Source organism: Vibrio sp. YT-15, assembly GCF_033337445.1.
Lineage (GTDB): Bacteria > Pseudomonadota > Gammaproteobacteria > Enterobacterales > Vibrionaceae > Vibrio > Vibrio alginolyticus.
In genome coordinates, this window is record NZ_JAWOQR010000004.1 from 14,225 (window position 1) to 39,484 (window position 25,260).

Consider the following 25,260-nt stretch of genomic DNA (forward strand, 5'->3'; position numbering starts at 1 on the left):
TGGGATATAAATTATCGAAAAATACCAAACCATAAGTTAATACGCTGCTAACGGCTCAAAAAAATAACGAAGTTGTAGCGCAATTATATCAACATCATTTTCATGTAAAAAATAACGAGCGCCTTGGACACCGATCTCCCAATTATCTGAGAGGTTGTAGCCAACTTCTGCACCAATATATCCATCAAAACCATCCACTTCCGTCGTTATCTTGCTGCCTTGATACGTACTTTCAATATCGGTTTCCCAGAACAAGCCCCCCAAACTCAGTTTTGCGGACCATGAATTGTATTGCCAGAACTTATAACCGATGTCGAAGCCCATGCCCTTAACAAGGAGTGGTGCTATCGATGCGACATTGGCGTGATAGTCTTCTGGTGAAGTAGTAGCACTACGCAATGTAGCACTACCTTCACCCATATCAATATAACGAATAGTTCCAGACCATTGCTCAGAAAAAGTATATCCAAACCCGACAGAGCGATAGAGCCCGGTGTTGTCAGTAGAGATTACGTTATCACCTTTAACAGCATCACGCTCATCTGCATGGCTTGACCCCATTTGAACATCAACATACCAACCCGCTTGACTACTAAAACTAAACACAGCAATTAGTGCTAAAGCACTGTTTCTTCCATAACGTTGCATGGCTCCTAACAAAATCAAAAGCATCAACACTATGCCACCCAATGATCCTGCTGAAGTATTTTCAACCTTTACATCTCTTACCAACTTAACGGTCACTATAACTTTCCCCGCGTCTTGCAGGCCTTGGCTATCCTGAATGATATATGTCAACACATCATTGCCTTCAAACCCTGAGGTAGGGGTATAGGTCACGCTCTGATCTGCATTCATGACCGACTGCCCATACTGCGCTTGGACTGAAACCAACTTCAATGTGTCGTTATCCGGATCGGTATCGTTAGCAAGGACATAAACCGTGACAGGGGTACGATCATCGGTGGTAATATTATCGTCCACCGCATTCGGATTCTGACTGTTTACCACATTTACCGTCACCTTCGCCGATCCCGTTCCACCATTACCATCCGTTACGCTATAAGTGATCAAAGCCTCCCCGTAGTACTGTGGTTGAGTGACATAACTTAGTTTGTTATCAACCACACTAACACTACCAATATCTACAGAAGCGCGACTTACCTTCAGCCCATCACCATCAGCATCGGTATCATTGCTCAATACATCGATCGTCACCGTACCATTGAGACTAACAAACGCATTGTCGTCAATCGCTTGAGGGAGTGTATTATTGCTTACACGAGCGGCAACGACGCCAGGGTCAACGACACTGCCATTAGCCAATCCGTCATCATCGTTCGGGCCACCGTCTTCAATGGTAAGTTGTACACACCAGTCACCTTCAGTCAGACCCTGTGACCATGAACTGTGCCCTGGTGGCGGACAATAACCAGCCTCGCCAGCACTAGAAGAAACTGTGTTTTGAGCATCCTCAATAAAGTCTACCCACCCCTGTTCAGCATTATACTTTCGGTACACTGCATTTGCTGGAACAGGTAAACGCTGAGGCATAACTAATTGATAGCTTTGACCGGGAAGCGGCAAATTAGTTACTACAAAATCAAAGATTCCCCCTATGCTCTTCATATTGATATCTTTAGGAAGCTCCTCATCCAGCAATAAAGCTCCTCCTGTTGCGTTAGTCAGAATGGTTATTCCTTTGCGTAAACAGACACCAGGCTGCCCCTCAATGAGGAAGCGATCTTTTTCTGACACAACCTGTTGAATTACGTTACAGTCAGAAATTGCATCAAGATAATCAGGGATACCATCACCATCACTATCATTATGACCTTCTTGATCATCCGGGATTAAGTCGCCATCACTGTCTTCACTCCCGAGCTCCGCCAATGTTTGTACCACTTCTAAATAGACATTCCGTGTCACTGATAATGGTGGAGTGCCATTGTCAGTAACTGTCAATTGCAAATTGTAAATCGCTGAACTCAGTAATTGCGGAGAGAAAGTCAATGTTTCGCTGTACATCTGCCCCGCAATCGCTTGGTTAAGTACATCGCTATCACTACTCCATCTGAAACTGTGTATATCGGACATATTGGCATCACTAACACTGCTCGTGATTGTGACCGGTTCAACACCATTTTCAATTTGGCTCCGCTGCTCCCCCGCCTGAGATACACTTACCGTGACCTTCGGAGCCACATTCTCTTCAAAGATTGTCAAGGTGTAACGACGCTTACTACCTAGATTAAGGGTGCTGTCCAGATCAATCACTAAGGTTTCAACGCCCTCATTTTGTCCATCATTAAGTAGTTCGAACGAAAGTTTGCCTTCGGTACCACTAGGTATCACCACTTCACCAGAGGTGAGCGTGCGGTCATCACTGTCCGTGCTTCCTGAAACCGTATAAGGTATGATTACTGGGTAGCTCGGCGAAGGACCGTTAAGGTGTATCGATACGCTATGGTTGGTGCCTTCCGTGGTTTGCGCATCTTTGGAGATACTTATCAGTGGATACACTGTTACCGTTTGACTAGCTTCAGCGACGTTTCCATCAGAGTCTTGAGTGCGCCAATAGACCGTATTAGTTCCAGGTCGGAAAAAGGTCGTGCTGTCGACCAATGAAACAGGTAATAGCTTGCCTGTACTATCTCGTGCCACAGCAGAGCCTAATGCAACTTTAGTAAAGAGCGAAGTTGCGTTCACTTCGATATCTGAAGGTGCGGCTATTGTTGGTGCGTCCAATTTCGCACTTTTAATTGTCACGATTGCTTTCGCGGTGGCCTTTCCACCGTTACCATCTTTCACACTGTATTGCACTGCCACTGTACCAATTGAGGTCGTTACCAATTGGATTTGACTGCCCACAATCGTTGCCGTTCCAGATGTAGGTTTAACCCATTCCAGTTGTAATGTATCTAGATCAACATCGCTGTCGTTGCTGAGTACATCCAATAAGTAGCTACCATCGTTACTCTCGGTAAAGACATAGGTATCATTAACCGCCACTGGCTCATCATTAACGTTGATTACCGTGATGCTAAACGCTGCTAAAGATGTGCTTAGCTCACCGTCTGAGACACTAATAACAATATTATTGGTGCTGCCAACATGCTCATTTTCCGGCGTACCACTTAGCAACCCAGTTGCTCTATCAAAGGTTGCCCATGATGGTTTATTGCGGATTGAAAAGCTCAAGCTACTACTATCAACATCCGATGCCTGCAGCGCAAAGCGGTACGTACTGCCTTCGTTGACGGTAAGAGCAGGAGTGCCACTGATCACTGGCGCGTCATTGACATTGTTAACCACAATACTGAATCTATTGAGCATTGTGGTCGTGAGACCATCAGAAACCGAGATAACAATGCCCTGATATTTGCCAACATCACCATTATCTGGTGTACCACTAAGCGTGCCTGTTGATGCATCAAAGCTAGCCCAAGATGGCTTGTTCACGATACTGAAGGTGAAGGCTTGGCTGTCAACATCTGACACTTGTGGCGTGAACAGATAGGTGCTGTCTTCATTCACTTGTGTTGCTGGTGAACCAGAGATAACGGGTGCATCGTTAACGTTATTCACAGTAATCGAAAAAGCTGACAATGAGGAAGAAATAGTGCCATCGGATACGCTAATCACGATACCTGGATAAGTCCCCACATAACGGTTACTTGGCGTGCCAGAAAGCGCTCCTGTTGTCTTGTCAAATGTAGCCCAAGGTGGCTTGTTAGCTATCAAGTAGGTCAGAGTATCCGCTGGGTCATTGTCCAATGCCGCGGGCACAAACTGATACACACTATCTTCATCAACTTGCGCCGATGGGGTACCCGTAATCACTGGCGCGTCATTAACGTTATTCACCGTGATGGTCACTAACGCCACTCCAGAGGTAAGTTCTCCGTCACTTACGCTGTAAGTGAAACTGTCCTGACCAAAGAAGTTACTGTTACCCGTATAAACCGCGTGATTGCCTGTGACGGTAACATTACCGTTGACTGGCGATTTTACAATTTGATAGCTCAAAGATGAGCCTTCTGCATCGTTACCATTTAAAGTAATGGTCAGCGGTATTTCTTCCTCTCCCGTAGCACTGATATCGGTCGCGGTTGGTGTATCGTTGACTGCATTAACCGTCAAATCGACACGAACCTCTGTCGAGTCGAGATCACCGTCGTTGACCTTGAACAAGAAGAAGTCGGAGCCATTGAAGTCCGCTTCTGGTGTATAGCGCCAACTATTATTGGTCAACTGCTCTAGCACGCCATAACTGACTTGCTCAGTGATAAGATACTGCAGAGTGTCATCATCGTTATCAATATCTGAACCAACCAGCGTGATCACCAAACTATTGTCTTCATCAAGCGTTTGTGACTGTGCTTGCGCCATTGGTGCGTCGTTGACTGGTGTTACTGTCATGGTCACTGTTGCGGCGTTAGATACAGCACCTGCTAAGTCTGCCACCGTATAGGTGAAGCTATCTTCACCGAAGTAGTTCTCATTCGGGTTGTAAACAATCGCTCCTGACGCCGTCACGTTCACACTGCCATGTGCTGGCGTATCGACGACTGTGACACTAGTGAGTTCAAAACTGTCTCCAACATCGGCATCACTATCATTGCCTAATACATTGACCTCGAAGGAGCCTCCCTCTAGTAGTTGTGCACTGTTATCAACAGCAACGGGGGCATCATTCACTGGCGTAATATTGAGCGTGACGGTTGCAGGCACTGAGACTGCTTGACCACTATCGGTTAGCATGTAGGTAAAGCTATGTTGACCATTAACGTTCGCTGTAGGCACAATCTTTAAGGTCCCATCGACATTGACACTGACCATGGCAAAACTGTATACCCCCTCTCCTTGACCAAGATCTTGCAGGGTAATACTACTCGGGGTGAATGACCCATCTTCAATATCACTGTCGTTACTTAAAATATCGAGTGTCGATGTGATATCTTCATCAAAAGTAAAACTGTCTTCCTCCGCTACTGGTGAGTCATTGACGGAACCGATATTGACGCTGACCGTGGCCGCAAGAGAAACGCCGCCTTCACTGTCTGCGATCGTGTAAGTAAAGCTATCGCTACCATTTTCATTCGGATTCGGCGTATATACAAAAGTGCCTACAGTTTGATCAATGGCTACTTGTCCTTTTTGAGGCAAACTAACTAACGATAAATCACCCGTTGGGATGCCATCTTCAACATCCTCCGCTTGACTACGCGCGCTGACTGCTGCGCTTGCGGTATCTTCGTCGGTGTTGATGGTCAGCGCTTTAGCGACTGGCGCATCATTTATAGCCATGATAGTGACGGTCACTGTCGCCTCTTGCGACTCCTGCAGCAGGGCATCTTTCACGGTATAGGTAAAGCTATCTGTGCCTGTCTCATTATTATTTGGCGTATAGGTAACAACGCCGTTGCTGATCGACACCTGACCTTTAATTGGTTGCGTTTTAATCGTTGTAGAAGAAGCGACCATGTCATCATTAACATCGGAATCGTTGGCTAACAGATTAAATTGTTTCGCCGTATCTTCCTCAGTCGAGAAGCTATCATCAACTACCGTTGGCGCGACATCGTAGCGTTTGGTCACAGTATCCGTCACTGCATCAGATGCGTTGCCTGCGGCATCGGTTACCACCACGCTTACTGTCAACGTCCCCTCTTGCAAAATAGTGACGTCAATGCCCGTTACTTGCATGGTCTCCGAAGAAATTGTTTGACTAGCGCCGTCAATGGTCGTGGTACCGTCGGTCACGCTATAAGTGAACATCGCGTTCACTTCAGCTGCTGCGAAGGTAAAGCTCATCGCCTGTTCGTTGGTTTTGTTAATGCTCTCCTGATCAATGCTGATGCTATGTCCAGTCGGGATCCCCGTATCCACTGAGATCAACAACTGAGTCGCTGCTGTATTGAGGTTGCCAGCTGCGTCGCTAAATTTCTCGGCTGCAACATCAATAGTTGCATCCTCAGTGCTTTCTTCTGCAGGTGTAAAGGTAGCCGTGTAACTGGCGCTACTGCCCGCAAAGTTAGAAAGAGTTCCTCCAGCCACGGTCACATCGGCTTCGGAAAAATCAGTTGCGGCTTCACTCAAGGTAAACGTGAGTGTTGCCGTTTCACCCGCTTTCAACGCAGCGCTGGAGCTAGTGATACTAACGGTTGGAAGCACAGTATCGACGCTGATGGAAAGTGGTGTAGCTGCACTATTGGTGTTACCAGAGGCATCGGTAAATGTGCCTGTGGCAACTTCAATAGTACCGCTCGTCGCACTCTCTTCCGTTGGTGTAAAGGTCGCAGTGTAGCTGCTACCACTGCCAGCAAAACCAGACAAAGTACCGCCACTAACCGTGATATCCGCCTCGGTAAAATCGCTCGACGCTTCACTTAAGGTAAAGGTAATGGTCGCCGTTTCGTCCGCTTTCAGCGCCAATTTATCACTGGAGATAGTCACACTCGGCACTAAACTATCAACGGTTATAGACAGTTGAGGCGCAGCAGTGTTGCTATTCCCGGCAGCATCGGTAAAGAAATCTGCCGCCACGTTAATCGTCGCTGTACTTGTACTGTCTCTATCCGGCGTAAAGGTGGCCGTGTAATTGTCACCGCTGCCCGCAAAGTTAGACAAACTGCCGCCAGTGACGGTGACATCTGACTCAGTAAAGTCACTTGAGGACTCACTTAAGGTGAACGTGATACTCGCCGTTTCGCCAGAGATCAAATCAAGGTCTGAGCTGCTCAAAGAAACAGTTGGCCTCACGTTATCTAACGTAATTGTTGTGCTATCTATACTGGAGGTGTTGCCCGCCGCATCGCTCTGGCTCGCCGCGACCGTCAGGGTGCCGTTGTTAAACGCACTTACATCAAACTCACTGCCAATAGTCGTCCAAGCCCCGGTATTGTCGGCCGTCACCGTACGACTGACTGAGTTGTTATTGTCCGTGATGGTCACGGTCACACTATTGCCAGCCTCCGCGCCGGAGCCAGCAATCAGCACATCATTGTCTTCTGCCGCATTGACGATACCGTCGATTGCAATCGGCGTGGAAATGGTAACAGCGGATGGCGCTGCGTTATCTAGGGTTACGCTCTGGGTGGCTACGGTGGAGATATTACCTGCTATATCAGCTTGGGTTGCAGACACAGTCAGGGTGCCATTGCTCAAGCCACTGATATCCAGCTCGCTGCCGCTCAACGTCCAGTTGCCTGAGTTGTCGGTCGTCACCGTACGACTGACAGAGCTGTTGTTATCCGTGATAGTCACGGTCACGCTGTTGCCTGCTTCCGCGCCGGAGCCAGCAATCAACACATCGTTATCTTCCACTGCATTAACAATACCATCGGTTTCAATCGGTGTAGTGATGGTCACAGCTGATGGTGCGGCGTTATCTAAGGTAATGCTCTGGGTGGTCACTCTGGAGGTATTACCCGCCGTATCCGATTGCGTCACAGCAACTATGAGTGTGCCGTTGTTCAGGCCACTGACATCAAGCTCACTGCCGCTCAACGTCCAGCTGCCTGAATTGTCGGTCGTCACCGTACGACTGACAGAACTGTTATTGTCCGTGATAGTCACGGTCACGCTGTTGCCTACTTCCGCGCCGGAGCCAGCAATCAGTACGTCGTTGTCTTCTGCCGCATTGACAATACCATCGGTTTCAATCGGCGTGGTGATGGTCACTGCTGATGGGGCTGCATTGTCTAGGGTAACACTCTGGCTAGCTGCGGTGGAGATATTACCTGCTATATCTGCTTGGGTTGCAGACACCGTCAGGGTGCCATTGTTCAGGCCACTGACATCCAGCTCGCTGCCGCTCAGCGTCCAGTTGCCTGAGTTGTCGGCCGTCACCGTACGACTGACAGAGCTGTTATTGTCTGTGATAGTCACGGTCACGCTGTTGCCTGCTTCCGCGCCGGAGCCAGCGATCAACACATCGTTGTCTTCTGCAGCGTTGACGATACTGTCAGCCTCAATCGGCGTGGTAATGCTCACTACGGATGGTGCTATTGTATCAATGGTGACACTTAACGCGTTGGATGCCGAGCTAACATTATCATCGCTATCAGACGCTTTAGCACTTATTGCATGTGTAATACCAGACGCCAACTCATTGGTTGTTATCTGCCAGTTTCCTCCAGTAGCAGTGCCTGTGCCAATAACCGTTGCACCTCCACCGACTTGATCACTGTATAAAGTAACGATCGATCCACTCTCAGAAGTCCCACTAAACGTTGGTGTAGTGTCACTGGTAATATTATCAGTATTTAATGGCCCGGTATCCGAACTAGCATCTAAATCGGGTGTAGATGGCGCATTTGGCGTGGTATCGACTGTCGTAAAGTTAAATGTGGCATCATCGCTGATCCCAGCGAAGCTATTATTTGCGCTGTCAGCCACGGCACTGGATTCAATATGAATGGCGTAGGTCCGGTTCCCTGCCAGATCACTGGTTGGGTTTAAGTAAACTTTATTGTTGGTAACACTGATGCGACCAGCGCCTGGTGATGTTGTTGTGCCATCGCTTTCGGTGGCAACATTAAATACTTCAAAGTCGCGACTGTCGGTAACATTACGAATGGTAATATTGCCGCTCTTCAGCTCAATATTTTCATCGAAGGCAATCTCGATGTTGTTGCTAACAGAAACATTGGTTGCATCATCAGTGGGAGTTGAGCTCGCACTGACAAAAGTAGGCGCGGTAGAGTCTGAAACCGCAGCGTCATCAATCTTGATACTTCTGATAAGATAACGAGAGTCAGCACCCGGACTTCGGGTAAACGCCATAGTCACTGTATCAACGTCCTGCCATGCCGAATCATTAAAATCTGTACCACGGGTCAGGGTAAACAAGTCCTGTAACCCTGAGTTTGCTTCACCACCTTTTGGCAAGGTGACAGTTTCGGTCACTGTTTGAATATCATTAGAGAAGCCAGTTAACACAAGTTGATACGTTTTATCTGAGTCTCGGGCCGACCCCTGCATATAGGTAATTTCGTCGAAACTGAAGTTAGTACTTGATTTCTCAAAAAAGCGGAAGCCACGATTGTTGAACTCATTAATCATGGTATTTGAGTAAAGAACACCAGCTACAAATCCGAGGTCATTTAGGCCAGTAAACGGAGTGCCATCCGAGCTAGTGCCCGCATCTAATACCATAGATACAGTACCTGCATTGGTAAGAGTGACTGAGGGCATACCCCCTGTGACGCCGGTCTCCACCTCACTAAAATTGGAACCTGAACCATTAGAGTAGTTAATCGTTTGCTGTGCAGCCCAGGCTCCACCGGAAAAAAACGCTGAGAACACCCATGCTGTTGTAATTGCGATCGCAACCTGACGATGTAATCTCATTTTCCTCTCCTGAAGATGACGGCCTTATCAACATGGCCGGGTTATCATAATCAACTTAAATATTTAATTTTTTTATAGGAAAGGATTAGCTAAAGATTCAGCCAATTCTTTCTTGGTTGATTAGCTGTGCGGTGGGTATACTCCCGCAGTGGCAATTAACCAATTAATCGGCAATACCGGGCTCAGAATATTAAGTGGCATTGAACCGCCTGTTTCAGTCACAGTTACAGTACCTCCGCCCGAGCCACTACCAGACACACTTAAGCCTTCGATCTCGGTCAAATCTGGTTGCTGAAACGTCGGTTTATAGAACCCGGGGGTAGAGTTTTGCGCTATATACGAATTACTATCGGGTACCTGTGTATTTGCAGCATTGGTAGCAACCTGCATCCTGCCTTTTACAGGGCAGAAGTGCCAAGAGGGGTAAAAATTGCCGTATGTAAGTGTGCTGGCATTTGAGTTATATCAATAGTTACCAGTTCAGTACCCAATCTTTCTCCCTGATGATAATCCATCCCCCCAGGTCGTGTGCCTACACCAACTGGACTGCGGCCACGCAAATCAGGTAAACCAAAGGTAGTTCGGGCGTCACCTCCGTATAGAGTGCTAACTAGAGAGAAGAGCGCTGGATTATCTTCAATTGCCTGCATTTGCCCCGAGCACATTGCCCAATTTCTAATTGCAAAATTGCCACCAAATGCGGTTAGTGTCCCAAGATACGGTTCTGTAGCCATACTGTTCTTCCTTTCAACGTATACACTTAAGTTAAAACCAGCCCATAACGAAATTGGTGTGGTTGGTTAAAACTTTCCAATCTCGCATTACTAAATACCGTTACGGGCTTCATCACTGCCACAAAGAGCCGTATTGAGATATTTATTTACTCAAGCAGAAGCGTGCTGGAGCAATGACATCCCAGCATCTAGCCCAGCCATTTGCGCATAGCGATAACCCGAAAACACGCCTTGCGGTGTAGCAATAACATCTATTGATATGGCGCTATCTAACGTTTTCACTTGTAACCCATGTTGTGGGCTGATCTCGAGAATTCTCCCCGCCTCTACACCGACTAAAGAAGTCTCCATTGCGCTTGCTTGCAAAACATTGGCGACACCACTTGGCAAGCTCAACATCGCACCACCGAAGTCATGATTGCCTGCTCGCACTAAGTTGACGATTTCGCGACTCGTTTGCACGTTCCAACGAAGGTGCAGATCATGTTGGTTTACTGCTCGTGCCACTTCGTTGGGGTTTGATACTTGTTCACGCCAAACCAGCCCTTGCTTTTGTTGCGCGATGAGGAAGTCATACATCAGCTTAGCCGTCATTTGTGACGCTTTTTGCTGAGCACTGGTTAAGGTCTCAAACGGGTGAAATGGTACCTCTAACTCCATTCCTATAGCGCCGGAATCAGCCGATGCCTCAAGACGATGCAGGGTGAGGCTAAAGGTGTCTAAACCCTCTCTTAATTGCCAATAGAGAGGCATCGGGCCTCGATACTCGGGCAGCTTTCCCGGATGAATGTTGTACAAGTTTCCGTTGAAAAACTGACACAGCGAGGAATGAACTATGTGCCTGAACAAATAGATAACGCCATCCGTGACTCGCCAAACATCGAGTTGCGCTATCAAAGCACTGCTGTCATTGGCGGTATACTGAGCAATATGAATCGATTGAGCGCTCAGATAGCTCTGTAGCTGCTGTAAGTCAGGATTTAGTTCTCCTTCCGGTACTACCACGCCCGCCAATTTATGCTGTTGTGCCAACAACTGAATGATGGGCAAGGCGTAACAACTTCCTGTAAAAACGACGTATTTTTGCTGCATATCGAAATCATCCATGGGTGGCGACAAAACCTGGCAATCCGGTTAACTGATAATAGAAACTGACCTTATCCCCTCCCTTCGCTTCAAAGTAATGGTGTTCAACAGCTTTGGGCTTGGCATCCACATAAAAAGTCATGTCGGGTTTAGGATGGGTAATACCAGAGTCGTATTGTCCGACCATCGCATCTCCGTAAGTATCGATATGGCTGTAAATGGCGAGGATACGTTTTGCCATATCTGGCACATCTTCGGCAGCTCAATGGTGTTGCCTTGCAGCATTTTTATTCCACCATCTAGCTCAAAAATCTCGCTTCTGAGCAACATGGCTTTATTGACGTTAAGAATTTCTCCCAGATCAATTCGATCATCGATCGCTTCCGGCTGGCAATGGTTGGAATGTGCATACTCTGCTTTTTCCCATTGTTGATTAAATTCCGTCTCCCCGATGACCATCATGGCGCGCACAGATACCTGATTGGGGATCATTTCGCCTTGAATATGTAAATATTGAACCAAATGTTTCGCGATGCTGAGGAACCCTTCCCGACTAAAGCCATGCTGCATCGCTTCAAGTATCAGGAGATCAAACGTTTGAGTTGGCGAAAATTGGGTAGCATCTTCTTCCACTAAGGCTTCAATGTAGTCTGCGATATCGAGATCCGCGATCAATTGATTGAGTGCTTTAATGGCTCCGGGGTGAATATCTACTAGTGTCACCTGAAGCTGCTCTGCGCTAATTCGATCACTTTGTTTGTAGTGAGCAAGTAAAGGCAGCAGCAATGGTGCAAAGGGGCCGCAAGCTGGATAAAGCACTTTAACCTGTGACTTGTTGGCAAGCATATGTTGGATAGCTTTGTTTATACCACACGCAAAGCCTTTAATTCGGTACACATCTTTGATGGTGTGTTTACAGTTAAGTGGGGACATCACCAGCCCAGACGTGGAAATGTACTGTCGGGTCAGTTCCTCTTGAGTGAGTTTAGCCAGAGAAAGAGATTGGCAAGCGTTGCCATACATGCTCTGAAAGGCTTGCACCAGTGTTCGGTGCTCAACTTTCGTCTCCTTCAATACGAGCTCAACTGCCGCAGCGAAACTCTCTTTCAGTTGCCGTTGGCGTTCAGCCGTGCTGAGTTGGTTTTGGAGCATAGCCTCAAGTTGAGTCCGTAATGAGTACTTAAGCAGCTCATCCATTTCGGGTTCAGCAAAACCAAACTGTTGAGTTTGTTGCTGCACTTCTTCAACACCGACCGTCTCACGAAATTGAGGACGTTGCTGGTAGAATTCTATAGATGAGCCTTTTTGCATAATTCATGAACCTCACTTGCCGCTGTAGCAGTAGTTAATGATGTAACACACCTGTACTTGAGAAAAACATATGCCAGAGGTCCGCGTTACAATATCTCAGCTCCCGGCTCTAACTTCATAAACCGTACTGACAAAATTGGGCAGAAAAATTGAGATAAAAACAGTTCTAATCCTGTAAATTCAGAGAGTAGTAAATAGTTAGGGTAATAGGCCTTTCGATGTGATTCTTCTAAAGCAAGCGCTTGCCAATCCCCTCGATGGCAAGATCGTTTGACATATGGCAGCCACGCAGTCTCCTTAATAGAGGTAAGCGCGGCACTCAAGTGTGGTGTAATATGAAAGCCTTTTAACAGGCAGAAAAAGCCAATATCCATAGTATAAAGCCAACTATTTATAATATTGAAATTAAAATAATTTTTTCGGCAGTTATTTTGAAATTGCCGATATTTGATTTATAGACTAGAAAAAATCAGTTAGCCAGAATAGAGATCAAAAAAAACACTAAAAATAAGATTGTCAATTTATATCTCTAAAATTAAAGAATTTAATTTTTAAAGTTTAATGAAGTCCAATATAAGTTTAAGGTGTGCAATCTTTTAAAAGATATAAGTTTAAAGATATTTCAAAAAACTTATTAAGAAAAACATGAACTCACAAAAATAAATATCAAAATTATTAATAAAAAAACACCACTAATATAACAATGAATTAAGGTGGTTTGAAGATTAAAATGCCCATTTCATTTTCGTATATAACATTTTAACTACTAGTATTATATATGTGGTGAAATAAGATAAATTTATTCACTCAACATATCCAATCGATTCAGGTTTACTGGGAAAAGCTATACGTTACAACGGAGTGAAATATGGCAAATAGGGATGGAAGAATTCCACTCAACGTATTACGACTCAAAGAACTGAGAAAGAAATTAGGACTGAGCCAAGAAAAACTGGCGGAAGAATGCTTTCAACAGGGTTTTGTCGTATCTATTGCTTCTATAAAGCGAGCAGAGTCTGGGGCGAATGTGCTGTATCGTACCGCATCCAATCTCGCGGAATACTTTTCTGTCCCCGTAGAGGACCTTTTAATAGAACGGGCCTCAGAACCATTATTTACAAATGTATCTTCATCACCACCATATTTTTTTATTTTTGCAATCGAAGCAAAGTGTGATTTGACCGCAAAGGCTCTGCAAACCTTACTTCTCAGCCAAAACACTACACCCATAATACAAAACCGAACGTTTGTTCTTACTTGGTCTTTACAGGAATCGGACGAATATATTTTTGAGCGAATTCGACAACTAGCCCTTCAATTAAAGGTTGCTCTTTCGGCTTCGATTCGGTCTTTTATCAATGTGAAATACATGCATCGAATCACTGAGCTATCGGAACATCCGAATGCGATAACCCCAATCAATGAAATCCTAGTTAAAATCCCTTGGGGAGAAATAGCTGCTTGTCCTTGCTTTATCTCGTCCAATTGTGCCAGACCAATAAAACCTTTTCTAACAGGAGAGCCAGACTTCAACAACTGGCATTTTGTATCCTTACACCAAAACCATACTGACTGTTTCGTAGGGCGTAAACTTGAACTAGAAACATTGAATAGCGGAATCAAGCGATGGCAAAAACAAGAAGCAGGCCAAACGTATTGTATTACTGGTACCGCAGGGATAGGAAAGACCAGCCTACTCAACCAGGTCATTTCGTCTTTGAGTCGTTCTTCGTGTTTAACCACAGAGATTCAAATCCTGAATCATGGCAGTGCTGATCTCTTGTCCCCTCAAAATATATTCACTCGGGCAATTTGTTCATTTACTCGTGAAGATACCGATGATTCTATTCGTCAGCAGACTGTCGAGTCATCAATTCCCTCTTCTTTCCATCTCTGCCTTTATTGGTTAATGGGGGTAACACTCAACGAATCAGAAAAACAGCTGCTGAACTTAATGGAGTTCCAAACGCTGAAACAAACGATAGAGCAATCTATCCCTTTCTTAATTCAACAACGGCAGACCAGCAAACCGCATTTGATTATTGTTGAAGATGTCCATTGGGCCGACGAGGTAATGTTGGCATTTCTTGAGACACTGCTACCTTATATTACAAACACCAATATTTTACTCTTTCTGACGTTTAGGCAGCAAAAACGACTTAGTTCCAAACAATCTTGGTTTGCCAACGTGAATCTAATCGAACTTAGGGAGTTATCATCTGAAGAGTCTTACGAGTTAGCTTGCTCAATCACATGCCAACAGAATAAACATATCAATGACTGTATAAAGCTTGCGAAAGGCCATCCTCTATACTTACGCCAAACACTACTTTGTTCTCAGTTTGATAAAGACGTTCCGGAGTCATTGGAACATTTAGTTTCGATACAATTAGCTCAACTTCCAGCCCAAGATCGCCAAGCACTCTGTACTGCATCTGTGTTGGGGCAGTACTTTCAACTGGAGCAACTGCGTGAAATCACTCGAATTCCCGGCTACGTACCAGATAAGTTAGTCGACGCTGGCTTAGTAAAACTCAATGGCGATCAATACCTTTTCCATCATGATTTGATTTGTAATGCTGTTTTCCGTCAAATAGACAAGTCACAGTGTTCAAAAATACACATGGCCTGCGCAAAATGGTATGAGAACCGAGATCGGTTCTTATATGCAGTCCATATCAATCATGCCAAGGGCGAAGGTGTATTTACTGTTCTTGACCAGACCGCCAAACATTACCTGAGCAATTATCAATTTGAAAAAGCACTGACTCTTATTGAATACGCTATTAAAGAGTCACCTAAAGCACAGATGGCGTATGCACTAAATATGAAAGGAAACTGCCTGTATTCGATGGGACGCATCAAAGAGAGTATTGAGGTTCTTGAGCAAGCGATTCATCACACAGAAAATGATTCTGAACGTGTTCAATACTATTTAGACCTCATTAACCCCTACCGTTTAACCGACAACTTTGTACAAGCGATGTCGATTTTAGACCAAGCCCAAGCCCTGTGCGAAAAGCTGACGTTAAATAAATCTTTGTGTGAAATTCACTCGATGAGAGGTAATATGCTGTTCCCCACTGGGCAGCTAGACGAATGTGAGAAAGAACATTTACTTGCATTAGATTACAGTCAACGAGCAAACTGTTTTCGCGCGAAAGCAAAATCGCTTGGCGGCCTCGGTGATTGTGCCTACGCACAAGGAAAAATGGCTCGCTCATACGAGCACTTAACCGAGTGTTTGCAACTGTGTGAAGAGCATCAGTTGCTTTCGATTGAAACTGCTAATCGCTACATGCTGGCAACAGTGATGATCTATCAACTGCAATCTGACGAAGCACTAAAACAGGCTCAGCATGCCTCGAATCTTGCCTATCTCACGGCAAACCGCCGAGCAGAAATTGTTTCTAGGCTTACGGCTGCATGGATCTTTCTCGACCGTAATGTCTTGGTGCAAGCTGAAAACGAAATCTCGACCGCTCTACAACTTTCAAAACAGCTTAATGCTCATCGATTTGTCGCTTTTCTTTTGGAGTCCAGTGCAAGATTGCACTGGTATCAGGGAAAAGAGGAGAAAGCCCTTTCGGACATCGACACGGCTCTAGATCTTGTTCATATCAATAAGCTACACAATTTTATTGGTCCTTGGCTCGTATCTACCAAGGCACTTATTTGTGGCGATGAATCAACGGCCCTCTCCGCTTTGCGCACTGGTGAGGCTTGGCTAGAATCTACCTGTGTTGGTCATAACTATTTACGCTTTTACCAACAAGGAATCCAAGTAGCGTGGCAGTATAAGCAGCCTACGCTACTTCGAAAATATCGCGATAAGCTGTCTAACTTCACCCAAGAAGATCCGCATCCATGGGGTGATTTTTATATTGAACAAGCGAATCTGATGCTTGCCTTACTCGACCAGTCCAGCTCCGTCTCTGAGTTGTTAAACTTCAATCAGGCCGCGCGTAAGCATCAACTGAATCAGGCTCAAATAAGTGTTGATGAGCTCGACCATTGGCTCTCCACATCTACTCAACCATGAAATATTCAATAAACGAAGAAAGTCGATTAATTGCACCGTCAAGTCATCGTGTTTACTCGATTTACCTCGTCAAACACAGATATTCGAAACCATCGAATATCTGTGTTTTGGCACAGTGTCATCGCTGATGAGATTTATGCTGGCGCAAGATCATTTTGCTCCACCTTAAAGTTCTCGATGCTAGGAACATGCTCAGGCAAAAGTAGAGTAACGCGTTGATTTGCTGCTTCAATCCATTTACCTGGTGGAATGAAGAGATAAAGCAAAAACTAGAACTACAAAATAACCCAGTACTTGTTGATGTAAACAGAGCCATGGACTGGATTGATAAAGCCAGAGAAGCTGATATACCGGGAACCTATGGTGCCTTCATCAGCTTTAAAGATCCGGCAATTCCGACAAGCGTTTATTTTGATCGAAGCTACCGCGACTTAATCGGTATAAAAGAAAAATACGCTAAGGATAAGTTTAATCACCTTAGAACTAATAAGACCATCATTTAACATCAATATGCATCTTAAAAAGCATATATTAACAGAACGTCATTTGGCCGTTCTATCACGTATAGAAATTAAAAAAGAGGAAAAATTATGACAACTAAGGGTTCATTTTACGTTAAAAATAACTCCAACGATAAAATCACCGGATATGTGAGATTTAAAGACTCTCCGGAAATGGAGGTTCATTTCGACTTGAATATTGGCGAACAATCTGAATCTGCTAGTTTTGAATCCGGTGCCGCTACCCATGACTCCTGGTATTACAGTTTCAAAAAGGCAGGTAAAACCTATACTGGGGACAAGTCCTGTGCATACTATGCAAAAGATGAAAATAAAGGCCCCGTCGTTGTAGAAATCTTTAATGATAATTTAAAAATATCTCCACCACTTAGCGGTTCTTGTGAGAAAACTTTATAGCTGCTCACCTGATTCATCACTTCGCCCGAGACAGTTGCACAACTTCTCGGGCAGTTTCATTTCTCGGTATTTGGATTGAAGACTCTCCCCATTTTCAATCACAATCTGAAATTGTTAACTTTATGTTCTCACTTTATATCACCACTGCAAGATAATCGAATAAATACAAATCACTTTTAAAATAAACTTTAAATCTAGAGTAACCAAGATTGAAAAAATAAATATATTATTAATTTCTAAGATCAAAGAGTTTTACTTAATACATCACTTTTTATTTTAACTCTATCAACTGATACTAAACTGCTACTGACGTTTTTTGATTGAATGCTTAACTTAATAGCATGCGCTTATCTCAATGGCTAAAACCATTACTAAAGCGCAATTCATCTATATCCACGTAATCTCTAAGCATTTGATTCAGAGGGTTTCTTGGATATTCATCATTCAAGATAAACAACGGAAAGCATGGCTATGTGTACAGATGTTAATATCAATTATGGTTGCAACAACCAAACCTTATCCGCTAGAACCATGGAGTTTGCAGTTAACCTTCAGACCGAGATTTGGTTTAGAGCCCAACAAACTTACCAAATTACGACCTTTACTTCCGACGGAAAAGCCGACCGTGTTTTCAATGGTCAGCCGCCAAAACGTCACAGTAAAGAATGTGAGTTTCGAGCAAATTGGCAGGGAGAGTTGAGCTTCATACACTGCAATGCCATTACCCGGTATAATAACCCTCTTTTAACAGCTGATGGCATTAATGAATCTGGCCTTTCTGTTGGGTCACTGTACTTGCCCATTCTCAATCAAAATGTATCGACCTCTCACATCCCTGATGATGCCTTTGCATTAGGCAGCGGCCTGTTTGGTACTTTTATCTTGTCTACGTTTAATACTGTGGACGAGATGGTGACCTACTTCACCACCCACCCCGTTTACGTGTTTAACTCGACTATTTCAACTGGTGAAACAGAGAGTGACAACATGGCTTTGGACCAGCATTTCGTGATTCACGATGCAAATAATGACAGTGCCGTCATTGAGTTTCTTAACGGTAATATGCATATCTATCGAGCATTCAAAGAAAGCGATATGTTCAGCAAAGAGGAAAATCAGCAAGCACGCTATCAATGTACCGAATACGACTTTGATGATTATAAAGTGGTTGTGGACCACTCCTACGTTGGAGTAATGACTAACTGCCCAAATTACCATTGGCATGTCAATCACCTCTCTTATTTTTCCAATTTGCGCAACTACAACCCAGAACCGAACAATGAAGCAACCATGCAACGTCATGTCCAAGTGCCTGGCCCACTTCAATCAATCAATGGCGCTGGCTTGATGGGTCTACCCGCCGACCCAACACCGCCGTCTCGATTTGTACAAACCTATGCAATTAAGCAGTTAAGCGAACAACCAACTAACTTCGACGAAGCCTTCTCACTCGGACAAAAGCTACTTAATCGCGTTGATATACCTTTGGGCATCATGGCGAATGAGTTTGAGACATCCGATAACCCTGAAGTCTTTTTTAGTGATATTACCCAATGGAGCGTTATTAGACATAACAGTCATCAATCACCCGCGTTCTATCTGCGTACTTACGGAGACATGACTTGGCGAGTCGCTAATGTCAAAGACTATATTGGGTTAAATAGAGACTGTCAGATTTCAAGCGTTTTACAGCTCATGCCAGTTACAACATCATTACCGTTTGAACAAGTCGAATCTCGACCAACTATTAAAATCGCTTAGAGTTAATTTTGAAGCGCAAACAAATGAGAAGCAAAAAGCCAGAGTAAGAAATCAATCTAACTCTGGCTCATAGCTGCATATAGTATAGTTTTATCTGCTATAGATATAACGTATGGTTGCTTTTACACTTGTTACATTCAGTCGATTTACTCTTTACCGAACACGTTGTTCTCTTGTTCTTGAACGCGGATGAATGTAGTACGCTTGGTTAGCTCTTTAAGCTTTGCTGCACCCACGTATGTACAAGTTGAGCGAACGCCGCCAAGGATGTCTTGAATAGTGCTGTGAACGCTACCACGGTATGGCAATAATACGGTTTTACCTTCGGCCGCACGGTAGCCAGCGACACCACCTGAGTGCTTATCCATCGCGCTCTTCGACGACATGCCATAGAATTTCATGAACTTCTCGCCGTCTTTCTCGATCACTTCGCCGCCTGACTCTTCGTGACCCGCTAGCATCCCGCCTAGCATTACGAAATCCGCGCCACCACCGAATGCTTTCGCTACGTCACCCGCACAAGAACAACCACCGTCACCGACGATCATGCCACCAAGGCCGTGCGCTGCATCACCACACTCGATGATTGCAGAAAGCTGCGGGTAACCAACACCCGTTTTTACACGAGTTGTACATACAGAGCCTGGGCCGATACCCACTTTAACGATGTCTGCACCAGCTAGGATTAGCTCTTCACACATATCACCAGTAACCACGTTGCCTGCAGAAATGACCTTGTCTGGGAACTCAGCTCGCACGCGTTCAACATACTCGACCAAATGCTCTGAGTAACCATTAGCAATGTCGATACAAATGAAAATAAATTCATCTGAAAGCGCCATGATGTCTTTGGTTTTTTGGAAGTCTGCGTCAGATGTTCCCGTAGACACCATAACGTTATTCATGGTTACTTTATCTGTTGATTTAGCAAACTCAGCCCAATCTTCTACCGTGTAATGTTTGTGAACAGCGGTCATTACACCATGCTCAGCCAGCGCTTTAGCCATTGCAAAGCTACCAACCGAATCCATGTTTGCTGCGATTACTGGCACACCAGACCATTGACGACCACTATGCTTGAATGTAAAATCGCGGGTTAAATTTACTTGAGAACGGCTCTTAAGGGTAGAACGTTTCGGGCGAAACAGTACATCTTTAAAACCTAACTTAAGTTCTTGTTCGATACGCATTGTGTAATTCCTTGATTCATATGTATATGTGTCATTCCAGAGTGCGTAGTGATTTCGTTGGCAGACGAGTTCACTGTTCTTCGGACACAAAAAAACCGGAGCGTTGGCAGACGCTCCGGTTTTCAGCATTATAGGCTGTGATTTATTTCCTACAAGTCTGATATTTGAATTTTTTTTGTGATACCATCTTGAAAATCGCATATCAAAAACGCTCCCCAAGTCACCAAAACCTCTTATTATCTATAACTATCAACAACTTGAGAAAGCACTTGAGTTAACCTATTGCGCAAACCTTTGCGTCATATCTTAAAAATTAAAACGCATCACCTCTCAAACCTGCCTAAAACTCAATCACCTAATACTAAGATGCCCTGCTAATTCGTAAAAAAGTACTCAAAAAAATCGACCAATTTTCTCAGCAATGCATGAAATCTAATTAATTTCGATAGAGCTCTTGGGTGATAGCGGTACGAAGAGTGCTAACGACATCACTTGCCAAAAGACCAATTTGACCATTCTGACTCACGTTTATATCAGCAGCATGACTGTGAAGTACCACACCTAAACGTGCGGCAACAGAAATTGGTAAACCTTTGGCTAGTAATGCACCAATGACTCCAGATAACACATCTCCCATTCCCCCCGTCGCCATTCCGGCGTTACCCGCTAGACAGACGTACATTCTCGTTCCATCGTAAATAAGCGTCCCCGCGCCTTTTAAAACCACTACACCGCCATAACGCTCTTGCAGTTGTCTTGCAGCAGAGTATCGGTCACTTTCTACTTGTTGAATGGTTACATTTAGTAGTCGAGCTGCCTCTCCAGGATGCGGCGTGATCACTCGATGGTTGTCGCACACCAGAGTGCCATCGCATCGCTGGCTCAGCATCGCTAGAATATTGAGGCCATCAGCATCAACAACTTTAGGTTTCTGCTCTTGAGCCAGATATTGATAGGCTTGATAAGCCCACTCATCATCTCCAAAGCCAGGACCAAACACTAATACGTCAGCCCAGCGAATGAGTTTAGTTAAGTCGTTCTCAGTATCCCTGAGTAAGTCAGTGGTGATGCTCTGGCTCATTACTTCTGGGCAACCAACCTGCAGTGGAATAAGGCTACTCGTGTGAGTAATTGCGGCAGTTAAACCCGCTCCGGCTCTAATCGCTGCGGAGGAACATAAACGAATCGCCCCAGACATCCCTTGATTGCCACCAACACAAAGCAACTTCCCGTTGTCACCTTTATGGACCGTTGGATTTGGCTTGGGCATTAATCTTGAAACAACCTGATGATCAATACCTAATGCACTTTCTACTTCGATAGTATCAAACTTAGTATTGACGCCTAAACCACAAAAGTAGAGCTCGCCAACTCGATCTCTCGCTTGTCCAGTGCATAAGCCTTGCTTAACCCCAATGAAGGTTACAGTATGCTCGGCACGAATAGCATCACCTAAAACTGCACCTGTATTAGCACACAGACCAGAAGGAACGTCGACTGCAATCACAGGGGTATGAATTTGATTAATTTGGTCAATATAGCGACGATACTCCGAACGAACCTCACCGCTTAAACCAGTGCCTAACATGGCATCGATGATCACATCTGCTTCTAGCAATGCGGTATTCCATTCATCCCAATCATTGTTAACACCGTCGATTGACTGCCAGTCTTGGTATGCGCGCAAAGCATCACCTTTTAGCACAGATACATCACCAATTTGGAAAACATGTACATTGAGTTGAGCTTGTTTCGCAAGAGATGCAAATACGTAACCATCGCCACCGTTATTCCCTTTACCGCAAATCACTAAGATATTTTTTGATTTAGGATACAGATGTAAAAAGCGCTCATACACGGCCATACCAGCGCGTTGCATTAAGCTATACATAGAAACACCAGCCATTTGCGCAGCCAGCGTTTCACCGTTTTTTACTTGCTCTGCGGTGTAGAGTTTTAGGGCGAGATTAAAGTCCATATTCACGTTCTACGCATTGGGAAACACAATTATAAGTATACAAAAAAGCCAAGGCGGACCTTGGCTTTTGAGAAAGTTTTTTATCGCTATTGATTCTGAGACATCAGAGCTTCAGCCGTCGCGTCTTGTATAGACAAAAACAACGAGTTGATTTTTCCAGTCGGTGTGCGCATTGGGTTCAACGTAACATTCTGGTACATAAACTCCGCTTGCTGCGTAACTGGTCGAACATTGCGACAGCAGAATAAGTAAGGTCGTTGTCGCCATGTGATGAAGCTGCGACAGCCTAGGTCATACACTGGTTTTGTTTTTAATTTAAACCACTCCTGTGGGATTTCAGGGAAGATATCAAATATAGAACGACCTATCGCATCATGAGACTGCAAACCACTGTGATGAGTCATAAACCCATTCCAGACCTGTACATTGTAATCTCGATCAATGACCACTAAGCCCATGTCAACGTTTTGTACCATATCCACCATCCAATGGAATTGTTCAAACTCTGCTGGCATATTCAACATTAGAACTCCTCCATTAGATAAGACAGTTTGTTATCAAGCAGCGGCAAGGATTCATCCACAAACATAAACAACAAGTCACAACGAATCGACGTTCCTTCAATGTTGTAGCTCACTTCGAATGTCATCGTGCGGCTGAATGCTCCAGTTGTAGATTCAATGATCGAGTCAATTGAGATATGCTGACCAAGGAGTACTGGTGGACTTTGGAAGAATCGGACTTCAGACTGCTCGCCTAAACCATTTAAGAACGACCCCACCAAAATATTAGAAATATCCATTAGCAGCTCAAGCTCTTCTAGCTCTTCGCTGTCTGCTGGTACTTTCATCAACTTTTTGAGATCAGATACGCTTGAATCACTCAAAATCACTAGCGCTTCGCCAGCAATACCTTCGCCACAAAATCCCTGACAAACACCCGATACGTTGTCATGCGACGCCAAGTCGCGTAGGGCCATGTGAAGTTCGCTCACTTCAAAGATATTGACGTTCGGCAGAGGTAGTTGCACAAACACATCAAAGTGACGCGCCAATGCATCGGCTGCTCGACCAATTGAAACGTTAGCCACTTCCATGTAAATATCGCGACGACGTAAAATCGGTAACTCAATAGAGACAGGCGTGATAATTTGAGGACGAGGTTCTGGCTCGACCAACTCTTTAAGCGCCTTCTTGAGTTCATCTTTGGCGATCGGTTTTTGAATAAACGCTTTTGCACCCAGTGCGAACACGCGCTCTTTCGCTTTAGGTTGGATATCCCCCGACACCACAACCACCGGAGTTTTATCCCCCAACCGTTGCATGTGCTCTAGTGTTTCAAAGCCATCCATTTCTGGCATGGTCAAATCAAGAAACATCAATTTAAACTCGTTTTTTTCGAGTTCTTCTAGCGCGTTTTTTCCGTGGATAGCAAACGTAATATCGGCATTCAATGTGGCTGGTAGTGATCTCGCCATCTGTTTGCGTGCTAACGCTGAATCATCACAGATGAGTACGGGAAAAGACATTCAATCACCTTTTTATATTCCACAATCTGCGCCGGAGTCTAACAGATTGTTACAGCATGTAATACGAGAAAACTGACGAGTTTTTTATTTCTTTATTATTCAATAAGCATACGCAATATGAATGAATGAGTGAACAAAATGACTAAAAAGCAAGCATCACATTCGCTGTTTAGTGACATAAAACAAACATGGGTAAAACTCCTCCACCCAAAGTAAGCAAAAAGTTGCAGCTAACATCCAAAGCCCATTTTTGCTCGAATTTCATTCTTTCCATTTCCATAATGGGTAAACAGTAACGCGCTAAAACTAAAAAGGCACCCTGCTAGAGGATGCCTTTAATAACAATTTCATCGATAAGATATCAATTCTATGGCACACCATGACCTTTAGAAGCCACCCATACGCGATACCATTGCTCTCGAGTAAGTTCGATGTTCAATGCATTAACTGCAGTTTGCACACGCTCGATTTTACCAGAGCCAATGATTGGAATAGGGTTAGATGGCAAACGACGTACCCAGGCATAAATTACTTGGTCAATACTCGCTGCGCCCACTTCTTCACGAATTGCTTCTAATTCGTTACGGACACGAACAGCTTGCTCACTGTCACCACTAAAAATTGAACCTCCACCGAGGCAAGACCAAGCCATTGGTCGCGTACGCAACATTTGCATTTGGTCAAGCGTTCCATCGTGAGCAACCTCAAAGTTAAGTGGGTTGATTTCCACTTGGTTAGTAACCAACGGCTTACCTAAGCGAGATTGCAGCAGTTCAAACTGGCGTGGAGTGAAGTTAGACACGCCAAAGTGCTTCACTTTGCCGACTTTGTGAAGCTCAGAAAATGCTTCCGCAACCTCGTCCGCATCCATTAACACGTCAGGACGATGAATTAAAAGTACGTCGATTTCATCCACATTCAAACGTTCTAGCGAGTTATTCACCGATTGGTAGATATGTGCTGAGCTCGTGTCGTAGTGATTGATCTTACGCTCTGGCGTTTTATCGCCACACAAATTGATGTCGCATTTCGTCACGATCTGAATTTGCTCACGAACACTCTTGTCTAAAGCTAACGCTTCACCAAACAACGCCTCACACTCGTAATTGCCGTAGATGTCGGCGTGATCGACCGTCGTAATGCCTAACTCAATGTGTTGCTTAAGAAATGACAAACGCTCTTGAGCCGTCATTCCCCACTCAACTGCACGCCAATATCCTTGAACCAGCTCTGAGAACTCTGGGCCTTTTGGTGCAGTTACTACTTTTGCAACCATGGGTTTTCTCCTTCAATTGATCTGCATTCATCGTAGTCTTGTTTTCGTACCGGCTCAACGGGTAAACTTTCGCAATTCGA

General features: G+C 44.7%; 14 protein-coding genes. 4 read left to right on the forward strand and 10 right to left on the reverse strand.

Annotation, left to right across the window (positions count from 1 at the left end):
- Positions 1-36: 36 nt before the first annotated feature.
- From R7D93_RS09215 to R7D93_RS09235, 5 genes are all read right to left on the reverse strand, one after another.
- Entirely contained in the window at positions 37-9,162 is a 9,126-nt protein-coding gene (locus tag R7D93_RS09215) for an Ig-like domain-containing protein (RefSeq protein ID WP_395237238.1), read from the reverse strand.
- Positions 9,163-9,477: 315 nt separating this feature from the next.
- Positions 9,478-9,639, reverse strand: coding sequence for a hypothetical protein (locus R7D93_RS09220; RefSeq protein WP_225496375.1), 162 nt, complete (start codon positions 9,637-9,639; stop codon positions 9,478-9,480).
- 116 nt (positions 9,640-9,755) lie between these two features.
- Positions 9,756-10,091 carry a phage tail protein gene (locus tag R7D93_RS09225; protein WP_225496377.1) on the reverse strand — a complete coding sequence of 112 codons (336 nt, stop codon included), beginning with the start codon at positions 10,089-10,091 and terminating at the stop codon, positions 9,756-9,758.
- Between the two features lie 150 nt (positions 10,092-10,241).
- The gene (locus R7D93_RS09230; protein ID WP_225496379.1) at positions 10,242-11,183 is read right to left on the reverse strand and encodes a formyltransferase family protein; all 942 of its coding nucleotides are present in this window, start codon (positions 11,181-11,183) and stop codon (positions 10,242-10,244) included.
- Between the two features lie 132 nt (positions 11,184-11,315).
- Positions 11,316-12,488, reverse strand: a complete 1,173-nt coding sequence (locus tag R7D93_RS09235) for a hypothetical protein (protein WP_225496389.1) — start codon at positions 12,486-12,488, stop codon at positions 11,316-11,318.
- A gap of 868 nt (positions 12,489-13,356) precedes the next feature.
- Here R7D93_RS09235 and R7D93_RS09240 point away from each other — a divergent pair.
- The 4 genes from R7D93_RS09240 to R7D93_RS09255 all read left to right on the forward strand — a co-directional run bounded on the left by R7D93_RS09240 (position 13,357) and on the right by R7D93_RS09255 (position 19,208).
- On the forward strand, positions 13,357-16,530 hold the full coding sequence (locus R7D93_RS09240) for an AAA family ATPase (protein WP_225496391.1): 3,174 nt from the start codon (positions 13,357-13,359) through the stop codon (positions 16,528-16,530).
- Between the two features lie 314 nt (positions 16,531-16,844).
- The gene (locus R7D93_RS09245) at positions 16,845-17,033 is read left to right on the forward strand and encodes a hypothetical protein (RefSeq protein WP_225496393.1); all 189 of its coding nucleotides are present in this window, start codon (positions 16,845-16,847) and stop codon (positions 17,031-17,033) included.
- Between the two features lie 87 nt (positions 17,034-17,120).
- The gene (locus R7D93_RS09250) at positions 17,121-17,447 is read left to right on the forward strand and encodes a hypothetical protein (RefSeq protein WP_005373454.1); all 327 of its coding nucleotides are present in this window, start codon (positions 17,121-17,123) and stop codon (positions 17,445-17,447) included.
- A gap of 471 nt (positions 17,448-17,918) precedes the next feature.
- Positions 17,919-19,208 (forward strand): linear amide C-N hydrolase, encoded by a 1,290-nt coding sequence (locus tag R7D93_RS09255; RefSeq protein ID WP_017635214.1) that lies wholly within the window; start codon positions 17,919-17,921, stop codon positions 19,206-19,208.
- A 146-nt stretch (positions 19,209-19,354) separates the two neighbouring features.
- On the opposite strand, the gene R7D93_RS09260 is transcribed toward R7D93_RS09255, so the two are convergent.
- From R7D93_RS09260 to R7D93_RS09280, 5 genes are all read right to left on the reverse strand, one after another.
- Positions 19,355-20,398, reverse strand: coding sequence for a GMP reductase (locus R7D93_RS09260; RefSeq protein WP_213867616.1), 1,044 nt, complete (start codon positions 20,396-20,398; stop codon positions 19,355-19,357).
- Between the two features lie 436 nt (positions 20,399-20,834).
- Positions 20,835-22,376, reverse strand: a complete 1,542-nt coding sequence (locus R7D93_RS09265) for an NAD(P)H-hydrate dehydratase (RefSeq protein ID WP_213867615.1) — start codon at positions 22,374-22,376, stop codon at positions 20,835-20,837.
- Between the two features lie 86 nt (positions 22,377-22,462).
- Entirely contained in the window at positions 22,463-22,900 is a 438-nt protein-coding gene (locus R7D93_RS09270) for a PAS domain-containing protein (RefSeq protein WP_005373463.1), read from the reverse strand.
- A complete protein-coding gene (locus R7D93_RS09275; RefSeq protein WP_005373466.1) occupies positions 22,900-23,904 on the reverse strand; it encodes a response regulator in 1,005 nt (334 codons plus the stop codon). The genes R7D93_RS09270 and R7D93_RS09275 overlap by 1 nt, the downstream gene beginning before the upstream one ends.
- 367 nt (positions 23,905-24,271) lie before the next feature.
- Complete coding sequence (locus R7D93_RS09280; RefSeq protein ID WP_005387688.1) at positions 24,272-25,180, reverse strand: aldo/keto reductase; 909 nt, start codon at positions 25,178-25,180, stop codon at positions 24,272-24,274.
- Positions 25,181-25,260 lie beyond the last annotated feature (80 nt).

Coding starts and splice junctions, on each gene's coding strand:
- R7D93_RS09230 (WP_225496379.1), bottom strand. CDS start 11,183: ATGCAGCAAAAATACGTCGTTTTTACAGGAAGTTGTTACGCCTTGCCC.
- R7D93_RS09280 (WP_005387688.1), bottom strand. CDS start 25,180: ATGGTTGCAAAAGTAGTAACTGCACCAAAAGGCCCAGAGTTCTCAGAG.
- R7D93_RS09225 (WP_225496377.1), bottom strand. CDS start 10,091: ATGGCTACAGAACCGTATCTTGGGACACTAACCGCATTTGGTGGCAAT.
- R7D93_RS09260 (WP_213867616.1), bottom strand. CDS start 20,398: ATGCGTATCGAACAAGAACTTAAGTTAGGTTTTAAAGATGTACTGTTT.
- R7D93_RS09275 (WP_005373466.1), bottom strand. CDS start 23,904: ATGTCTTTTCCCGTACTCATCTGTGATGATTCAGCGTTAGCACGCAAA.
- R7D93_RS09245 (WP_225496393.1), top strand. CDS start 16,845: ATGGACTGGATTGATAAAGCCAGAGAAGCTGATATACCGGGAACCTAT.
- R7D93_RS09215 (WP_395237238.1), bottom strand. CDS start 9,162: ATGGTATTAGATGCGGGCACTAGCTCGGATGGCACTCCGTTTACTGGC.
- R7D93_RS09235 (WP_225496389.1), bottom strand. CDS start 12,488: ATGCAAAAAGGCTCATCTATAGAATTCTACCAGCAACGTCCTCAATTT.
- R7D93_RS09250 (WP_005373454.1), top strand. CDS start 17,121: ATGACAACTAAGGGTTCATTTTACGTTAAAAATAACTCCAACGATAAA.
- R7D93_RS09240 (WP_225496391.1), top strand. CDS start 13,357: ATGGCAAATAGGGATGGAAGAATTCCACTCAACGTATTACGACTCAAA.
- R7D93_RS09255 (WP_017635214.1), top strand. CDS start 17,919: ATGTGTACAGATGTTAATATCAATTATGGTTGCAACAACCAAACCTTA.
- R7D93_RS09265 (WP_213867615.1), bottom strand. CDS start 22,376: ATGGACTTTAATCTCGCCCTAAAACTCTACACCGCAGAGCAAGTAAAA.
- R7D93_RS09270 (WP_005373463.1), bottom strand. CDS start 22,900: ATGTTGAATATGCCAGCAGAGTTTGAACAATTCCATTGGATGGTGGAT.